Below are 9,276 nucleotides of genomic sequence, written 5' to 3' on the forward strand. Positions count from 1 at the left end.
TACAAGATGACCCTGCTCATTTGCATCGTGGCGATCGTCGTCGCCTTGATGGTTCTGGCGTATTGTCGTGCGCCGCTTTGGTTTTCCTCGCTGGTGTTCCTGGCTGGCGCGGCGTATGGCGTCTTCATGCGCGGCGGCCATATCGGCTGGCTGATCGGCACGGCGGTCGTGTTCGCCATCCTCAACTTCAAACCGCTGCGCCGCGCGCTGATCACCAGCCCGCTGTTCGGCATCTTCAAGAAGATCACGCCGCCGATGTCGCAGACCGAGCAAGAAGCGGTCGATGCCGGCACGGTCTGGTGGGATCGCGATCTGTTCTCCGGCAAGCCGGATTTCGACAAGCTGCATAACTACCCGGCCCCCAAGCTCACCGCCGAGGAAGAAGCCTTCATCAACGGCCCGACCGAACAATTGTGTTCGATGCTGGATGATTGGAAGATCACGCAGGAAATCATGGATCTGCCACCGGAAGTGTGGCAGTTCATCAAGGACAACGGCTTCCTGGGCATGATCATCAAGAAGCAGTATGGCGGGAAGGAGTTCTCCAACTACGCTCATGCTCGCGTCGTGACCAAGATCGCAACCCGCTGTGGTTCGGCAGCCGTGACGGTGATGGTGCCGAACTCGCTCGGCCCGGGCGAATTGCTGCAGCACTACGGCACCGAAGCACAAAAAGATTACTACCTGCCGCGTCTGGCCAAGGGCATTGATATCCCTTGCTTTGCCCTGACCAGCCCGGAAGCCGGTTCTGATGCCGGCGGCATTCCGGACTACGGTATCGTGACCCGCGGTAGCTACACCGACCCGCGTACTGGCGAACTGCACGAAAACGTACTGGGTATTCGTCTGTCGTGGGAAAAGCGCTACATCACGCTTGGCCCGGTGGCGACCGTGCTTGGTATGGCCTTCAAGCTGTACGACCCGGATCACATTCTGGGCGAGAAGGGCGACATCGGCATTACCTGCGCCCTGATCCCGACCAATCACGAAGGCGTGCACATCGGCCGTCGTCACTATCCTGGCGCTGCCACGTTCCAGAATGGCCCGAACTGGGGTAAGGACGTGTTCATCCCGATGGACTGGGTGATCGGTGGTGCAAGCTACGTCGGCCAAGGCTGGCGCATGCTGGTGGAATGTCTGTCGGTCGGTCGTTGCATCTCCTTGCCAGCCATGTCCGTCGCATCCGGCAAGCTCGCCGCCTACACGACCGGTGCTTATGCCCGTATCCGTAACCAGTTTGGCCTCTCGATTGGTCGCTTCGAAGGTGTCGATGAAGCACTGGGTCGCATCGGTGGCTACGCCTACCAGATGGATGCGGCACAACGTCTGGCGCTGACCGCGCTCGACTCCGGCGAAAAGCCGTCGGTGCTGTCCGGCATCCTCAAGTATCACAACACCGAGCGCATGCGTAAGGTGATCAACGACGCGATGGACGTGCACGCCGGTAAGGCCGTGTGTATCGGCCCGCGCAACTATCTGGCGACTGGCTACGGCGCAATTCCGGTTGCGATCACGGTCGAAGGCGCGAACATCCTCACCCGTTCGATGATCATCTTTGGTCAGGGCGCGATCCGCTGCCATCCGTATGTGCTGCGTGAAATGCGTGCTGCCATGAACAACGACGGTGCGGAGTTCGATAGCGCAGTGATTGGCCATATCGGCTTCACCATCTCCAACGCAGTGCGTGGCTTCATGCTCGGCCTGACCTACAGTCGCCTCGCCAGCAGCCCGAAATCCGGCCCGACTGCGCAGAACTATCGCGATATCGAGCGTCTGTCCTCCGCCTTCGCTTTCCTGGCCGACATGGGCATGGCATCGCTGGGTGGCAGCCTGAAGTTCAAGGAAAAGCTGTCTGCCCGTCTGGGTGACATGCTGTCCGGCCTGTATATCGCGACCGCCGCGTTGAAGAAATTCCATGACGATGGCGAGCCGAAGGAAGACCGTCCGCTGGTGCGTTGGGCTGTTGAATCCGCACTGTATGACGTGCAAGAGGCGATGAATGGCTTCCTCGCCAACCATCCGAACCGTTTCCTGGCCTGGGCGATGCGCCGCGTGGTGTTCCCGTTCGGCATGAACCTGAAAGGCCCGGCAGACCGTGTTGGCACCCGTATTGCCCGCTCGCTGATGGAGCCGTCTGCATCCCGCGATCGTCTGGTCGAGTTCATGTACATCTCGAAGGACGAGAACGATTCCGTCGGTGTGCTGGAGTACGCACTCAAGGCCGTCATCGAGACCGAAGGTCTGGAAAGCAAGCTGCGTCGCGAACAGCGCGAAGGCAAGCTTAAGGCGATCACCGCGCGTGAACGACTGGAAGAAGCGCGCGCCAAGGGCTTTATTAATGAGGCGGAGTTCGCCGCTGTGGAGCGTGCCCGTCGCCTGAAACGCGAAGTGATCATGGTTGATGACTTCGATCAAGGGCTGACGCAGGCCGATCCGGATGCCATACATCGTGTTGTGATTTAAGGGAAATCCTAGCCGATCCGTTTCGGGTCGGCATGGATGGATCAGTTGAAATTGGGTTGTATTTAGTTCGTTGTTTTTATTGTGTTTTTTTGTTGGAAATGCCTCGATTTCATGCACCAGGGCGGGCGGATTTTCCAAACTGGTGCATAAGAGTTTTCCTTATCTTGTAGTGCAGTGCTTGACACTACAAGATCGTCTCGCCAAGGTTAATACGGTCGTTTGTTTTGGCATCGACGCAACGTAATTATTTCGCAGCAAATAGACGCTGCATCCAGGAGAGAGCACGATGAAAAAAATCGCCCAAGCAGTGCAGCTGATCGGGGCAGGAAGCCTGATTCTTGTGGCAGGACAAGTGTATGCGTCCGGCTACCATTTCGGGGTTCAGAGCGTCAGCTCGCAAGCAATGGCCAACTCGAACGCGGCAGAAGCCACTGATGCATCGGTGATCTTCTACAACCCGGCCGGCCTGACTTACCTCAAAGGCAACAATTTAACTGGTGGCCTGATTGTGGTTGATCCGCACATCGAGGCTTCCAACGTCCATGCCACCAACGCGATCGGCCTGACGATCACCGGCAACGATGGCGGCAATCCGACCGAACCGGTCGTCGTGCCGGAAATGTATTACGCCCACCAGATCAATGACCGCGCCTATGTCGGCGTCGGCATGTTCGTGCCGTTTGGCGATGCCACCAAATACGATCCGCAATGGGCCGGCCGTTACAACGGCATCGACCTGGACCTGAAAACGGTCGCGATCAATCCGCAGTTCGCCTACAAGGTAACGGATCAGTTGTCGCTCGGTGCCGGTGTGAGTGCGCAGTACATGAAGGCCAAGTATTCCAAGGCGGCTGATCTGGGTTCCATCGTGGCGCAGAAAGTCCTGCCGGCCTTTATCGCAGCGAATCCGGGTCTGGCTCCTTATGCCGGGAAAATCGCCGCCTCCCTGATCAGCAACACCAATTACGACGGCACGCTGGAATACAACGGCGATGGCTGGGCGGCTGGTTTCAACTTCGGCGCCTTGTACCAATACGACGATACGCTCCGTTTTGGTGCGGCCTATCGTTCCAGCATCTCCGAACATCTGTCCGGCGATGCCACCTGGAAAGTGCAGTCCTTCAGCAACCCGACCCTGGCTGCCGTCAGCCCGGCGGCGAATGCGGCATTTGCTACCCTGGCTGGCAATGCCATGACGGCAACCGGTTTCACGACCGGTGGCGGCACAGTCGATGTCGATACGCCGGATTCGCTGGCGGTCAACTTCTTCAAGCAGATCAACGACAAGGTCGCTGTCACCGGCGACTGGACGCACACCTGGCATTCCAAGTTCCAGTCGCTGGATCTGAAGTTCAGCAACGGCAAGCTTGAGGACGCAGTCATCAAGCAGAACTGGCGCAATACCGATCGTGTTTCGTTCGGTTTGTCCTACCAGTACAGCACGCCGCTCAAATTGCGTTTCGGTATCGCGTATGACCAATCACCGGCTGATGACGACCGCTTCCGCATCGCCAACCTGCCGGATAACAACCGGATCTGGTTCTCGACCGGCTTCAACTACGCGTTCAACAAGGATATGTCGGTCGACTTCGCTTACACCTATGTCCACATTCAGGGTGCCAGCATGAACAACACCGAATGTCTGATCGGCAGCGGCTGCCTGGGCAGCGGTACCACGACCTCGGCGGACTTCAAGAGCTACGCCCAGATCGCGGGCATACAGATGAACTATCGCTTTTAACTAAGCAACCTGGTGCGGGCGGCAAGCCGCTGCCCGCTTTTTTTTCGTGTTTTGAGAGGCAAGACCATGGCCAATTCCGTGCCGATCCGCCGTGTGGCGGTGCTGGGTGCTGGTGTGATGGGGGCGCAAATTGCAGCGCATCTCGTCAACGCCGGTATCGAAACCGTGCTCTTTGATTTGCCCGCCAAAGAAGGCGATGCCAACGGCATCGTGCTCAAGGCGGTGGATAACCTGAAGAAGCTCAAGCCCGCGCCGCTGATGTCGGCAATGCGTGCGGAACTGATCCAGGCGGCCAATTATGGCGCTGACCTTGAACTGCTCAAGTCCTGCGATCTGGTGATCGAAGCGATCGCCGAACGCCTGGACTGGAAACTCGACCTCTACGCCAAGATCGCGCCGCACCTCGCCCAACACGCGATCCTCGCGACCAACACCTCCGGCCTGTCGATCCAGAAACTGGCCGATGGCGTGCCGGCTGAATTGAAGACCCGCTTCTGCGGCATCCACTTCTTCAACCCGCCGCGTTACATGTACCTCGTCGAGCTGATCCCGACGGCAGGCACCGAAGCCGCCGAGCTGGATTCGCTGGAAAGCTTCCTCGTTACCCGTCTGGGCAAGGGCGTTGTCCGCGCCAAGGACACCCCGAACTTCATCGCCAACCGCATCGGCGTGTTCTCGATGCTGGCGACGATTCATCACGCCGAACAATTCGGCATCCGTTTCGATGTGGTTGACGACCTGACCGGCCCGCGCATGGGCCGTCCGAAGTCAGCTACCTTCCGCACCGCCGACGTGGTCGGTCTGGATACCTTCGCGCATGTGGTCAAGACCATGACCGACAACCTGCCGAACGATCCGTGGCATGCGTACTACACCAGCCCGGCCTGGTTGTCCGCGCTGATCGAGAAGGGCGCGCTGGGCCAGAAGACCAAGGGCGGCATCTACAAGAAAGAAGGCCGCGACATTTTCGTGCTCGACCCGAAGGCGGGCGATTACGTCGCATCCGGTCAGAAGGGTAGCGATGATGTCAAAGCCATCCTGAAAATCGAAGACCCGGCCGCCAAGATCAAGGCGTTGCGCGAATCACAACACCCGGAAGCGCAATTCCTGTGGGCCTGCCTGCGTGATGTGTGGCATTACGTCGCCACCTTGCTGGATGGCATTGCTGAATCGGCCCGCGATATCGACTTCGCGATCCGTTGGGGCTTCGGCTGGAAGCAAGGCCCGTTCGAGCTGTGGCAAGCCGCTGGCTGGAAGGCCGTGGCGGAAGCCATCAATGCCGACATCGCTGCTGGCAAGGCCATGGCGAAAACGCCGCTGCCGGCCTGGGTTGCGCAACGTGATGGCGTGCATGCGCCGGCAGGTTCATACAGTGCCGCGCAAAACAAACTGATCGGCCGTTCCACGCTGCCGGTGTATGGCCGCCAGCTCTACCCACCGCAACTGGTGGGCGATGCTGAACCGAACTACGGCGAAACCGTGTTCGAGAACGACGGCGTGCGCATGTGGTTGCGTGCCGGCGACGATGTGCCGGTACTAAGCTTCAAGACCAAGGCCCACTGTGTCGGCGCGAGCGTGCTGGCTGGCGTGCAAGAAGCGATCAAGATCGCCGAAGCGCGCTTCCAGGGCTTGGTGATCTGGCATCCGGAAGCGCCGTTCTCGGTTGGTGCGGACTTGGCCAGCATGGGCCCGGCCTTCATGACCGGTGATTTTGGCGCGATTGAAAACATGGTCGCCGAATTCCAGAACACCTCGATGGCGATCAAGTACGCCCGCGTGCCGGTCGTTGGCGCGGCCCAAGGCTATGCTTTCGGCGGTGGCTGCGAGTTCCTGATGCACTGCGCCCGCGTGGTGGCTGCGGTCGAAACCTATATCGGTCTGGTGGAAGTGGGCGTTGGCCTGCTGCCGGCCGGCGGCGGTTGCAAGGAATTCGCGCTGCGTGCCAGCCGTGAAGCCAAGGGTGGCGACATTCTGGCCGTACTCAAGGATTACTACATGGCGATGGCCATGGCCAAGGTCGGTACCTCGGCCGAGGAAGGCCAGCAGATCGGCTACCTGAAGGAATCCGATGTCGTCATCTTCAACCCGAACGAGCTGCTGTTCGTGGCGCAAGCGCAGGTTCGTGCGCTGGCTGCAACCGGCTACCGTCCGCCGGTGAAGCCGAAGGCATTCCCGGTGGCAGGTCGCACCGGTGCGGCGACGATCCGTGGTCAGCTGCTGAACATGCTCGAAGGCGGCTTCATTTCCAAGTACGACTATCACATCGGCGTACAGATCGCCGACGTGGTCACCGGTGGCGATGTCGATGCTGGCGCGATGGTCAACGAGGAATGGATTCTGCGGCTGGAGCGTGAACGTTTCATGGGCCTGCTCAAGAAGGGCAAGACCCAGGAACGGATCATGTACATGCTCGAGAACAACAAGCCGCTGCGGAACTGATCGTGAGTGAGGGGTGAGGTGAGAGGCGTGAGGGGTAAACCCGGTGACCGCCCTTGCACTCACACTGAACTGGCGAAAAAGCATTTGAATTGGGTGTAGGTGTACCGGGGTTGCCCCTCACACCTCACTCCTTACTCCTCACTGGAGCAAACCATGAGTAAACAGATTCAGGAAGCCTACATCGTCGCTGCGACTCGCACGCCGGTAGGCAAGGCCCCGCGCGGCATGTTGAAGAACGTGCGGCCGGACGACATGCTGGCGCACGTGCTCAAGGGCGCGCTGGCGCAGGTGCCGAACCTCGATCCGGCGCGCATCGAAGACGTGATCGTCGGCTGCGCGATGCCGGAAGCCGAACAAGGTATGAACGTGGCGCGGATCGGCGTACTCCTCGCCGGTCTGCCCAACACCATCGGCGGCGTGACCATCAATCGCTTCTGCTCCTCCGGCATCAACGCCGTGGCGATGGCGGCGGACAAGATTCGCCTGGGCGAAGCCGACATCATGATCGCGGCCGGCACCGAGAGCATGTCCATGGTGCCGATGATGGGCAACAAGGTTGCGCTCAGCCCGGACATCTTCGCCAAGGATGAAAACCTGGGCATCGCCTACGGCATGGGTTTGACCGCCGAGAAGGTCGCGACGCAATGGAACGTCAGCCGCGCCGATCAAGACGCCTTCGCGGTCGAATCGCATCGCCGTGCGCTGGCTGCCATCGAAGCGGGCCTGTTCAAGGATGAAATCACGCCGCTGGACGTGACCTATCGCATCCCCAATCTCGCCACCGGTGAAGTCGAGCACATCACCAAGACGCTGACCACCGACGAAGGCCCGCGCCGCGATACCAGCATGGAAGGCCTTGCCAAGCTCAAGACCGTGTTCGCGGCCAAGGGCTCGGTCACGGCTGGTAACAGCTCGCAGACGTCTGACGGCGCTGGCGCGGTGATTCTGGTGAGCGAGAAGATCCTCAAGGAATTCAACCTCACGCCGCTGGCCAAGTTCGTCACCTTCGCCGTCAAGGGCGTGCCGCCGGAAATCATGGGGATCGGCCCGAAGGAAGCGATTCCAGCCGCCCTCAAGCTCGCTGGCATCAAGCAAGACGATCTGGCATGGATCGAGCTCAACGAAGCCTTCGCCGCACAAGCGCTGGCGGTGAGCCGCGATCTGGGTCTGGATATGTCCAAGGTCAATCCGCAAGGCGGCGCGATTGCGCTTGGCCACCCGCTGGGCGCTACGGGCGCGATCCGGGCTGCCACGCTGGTGCACGGGCTGCGCCGCAATGGCAAACCGGGGCAGTACGGCATGGTGACCATGTGCATCGGGACGGGCATGGGCGCGGCAGGCATCATCCAGAGCCTGTAAGCACCACACTGCCTAGATGGGCTGCTCTGCCAATTAAAGAACAACTCGATTTGCCCACGGCTTGCCCGTGGGCTTTTTTTCCAAGGAGAACGAACATGTTGCACAAGACATTTCGCGCCAGCCTTTGCGCCGGCTTGATCGCGGCGGCGCTGGCAATTCCGGCCGTGCAGGCTGCCGATCTGGCCAGCATGAATATCCCCGAGAAGGCCGAAGTCGCCAGCCAATCCTTGCTGCTCAATGGCGCGGGCATCCGCACCAAGATCGTCTTCGACGTCTACGCCGCAGCCCTCTACACGGTGGCCAAAACTTCGGATGCCGCCGCAGTGATCAATGCCGCCACGCCACGCCGGGTCGAGCTGCGCATGATGCGTGAAGTCTCGGCCAGCAAGATGCATGAATCGTTCGTCGAAGGGCTGACTGCCAACGTGCCGGACGCCGACAAGCGCTTTGGCAGCCAGCTTGAATCGTTGGAAAAACTGTTCAAGGAGGTGAAATCGGTAGCCAAGGGCGACGTGATTACACTCGACTTCGTGCCGGGCCAAGGCACCAAAGTCAGCATTCGCGGCAAGGCCTTCCCGGTGATCACAGGGGACGATTTTGCCAGCGCGCTGTTGTCGATCTGGCTGGGCAAGAAGCCGGTACAAGGCGACCTGAAGGCGGCGCTGCTCGGCAGCAAGTAAGCACGCCATTTCATTGGTAAAACAAAGGCCGTACGCATTGCGCGTGCGGCCTTTTGTTTTGCGGTGATTCTGTAGTGGAAAACCTGTATTTTTTGAGTAATATTGTTACAGTCACGTTTAAATGTTAAATAATGTTACTACATGTAAAAAACCAATAAAAATGCCGTTTTCTTACATTTTTATGTAGTCAATTTATATATGTTTCGTGAATATTCATGTAGTTTTGCTACCAAAATAGTTGCGGTCGATATGTAGTTTTGATAAAGTTCGTCTTGTCGACAGGCAAACCCGCCTAGGCACGACAAACTCACCTGACCCCAAAAGGAGAAGGACATGCTGCGTACCCTGCAAAAGATTTTTAAGAACGCTGAGCTTGCTCAACGTCTGCTGGTCAAGTCTTACGGCTGGCAGTTGACTCGGGTTTAACCACCCGACGCACATCTGGTTCCCTAACCAACGTGCAATGTGTTTTTGGCTTCACCGGCCTCACGGCCGTTATCGACTCCTCCATCCTCTAGGCCCCGGTTGATTGATCCTCGGATCGATCCCCGGGCTTTTTTTTGCTTTCCGCTTACCGGAATTCAACGTTCACCA

At 58.9% G+C, this 9,276-nt stretch carries 5 protein-coding genes; all 5 read left to right on the plus strand.

From position 1 onward, the window contains the following. Positions 1 to 6 precede the first annotated feature (6 nt). The 5 genes from BR41_RS08455 (at position 7) to BR41_RS08475 (ending at position 8,682) form a co-directional block, all read left to right on the plus strand. Positions 7 to 2,463 (plus strand): acyl-CoA dehydrogenase, encoded by a 2,457-nt coding sequence (locus BR41_RS08455; RefSeq protein WP_035055194.1) that lies wholly within the window; start codon positions 7 to 9, stop codon positions 2,461 to 2,463. Positions 2,464 to 2,749: 286 nt separating this feature from the next. Beyond that, positions 2,750 to 4,204, plus strand: coding sequence for an OmpP1/FadL family transporter (locus BR41_RS08460; RefSeq protein WP_035055197.1), 1,455 nt, complete (start codon positions 2,750 to 2,752; stop codon positions 4,202 to 4,204). Between the two features lie 66 nt (positions 4,205 to 4,270). After that, positions 4,271 to 6,643, plus strand: a complete 2,373-nt coding sequence (locus tag BR41_RS08465; RefSeq protein ID WP_035055200.1) for a 3-hydroxyacyl-CoA dehydrogenase/enoyl-CoA hydratase family protein — start codon at positions 4,271 to 4,273, stop codon at positions 6,641 to 6,643. A gap of 153 nt (positions 6,644 to 6,796) precedes the next feature. After that, positions 6,797 to 8,002: an acetyl-CoA C-acyltransferase gene (locus BR41_RS08470; RefSeq protein ID WP_035055202.1), complete on the plus strand. Its 1,206-nt coding sequence runs from the start codon at positions 6,797 to 6,799 to the stop codon at positions 8,000 to 8,002. A gap of 95 nt (positions 8,003 to 8,097) precedes the next feature. After that, positions 8,098 to 8,682: a chalcone isomerase family protein gene (locus BR41_RS08475; protein ID WP_035055204.1), complete on the plus strand. Its 585-nt coding sequence runs from the start codon at positions 8,098 to 8,100 to the stop codon at positions 8,680 to 8,682. The last annotated feature ends 594 nt before the right edge of the window (positions 8,683 to 9,276 follow it).

It is taken from the genome of Andreprevotia chitinilytica DSM 18519, assembly GCF_000711875.1.
GTDB lineage: Bacteria > Pseudomonadota > Gammaproteobacteria > Burkholderiales > Chitinibacteraceae > Andreprevotia > Andreprevotia chitinilytica.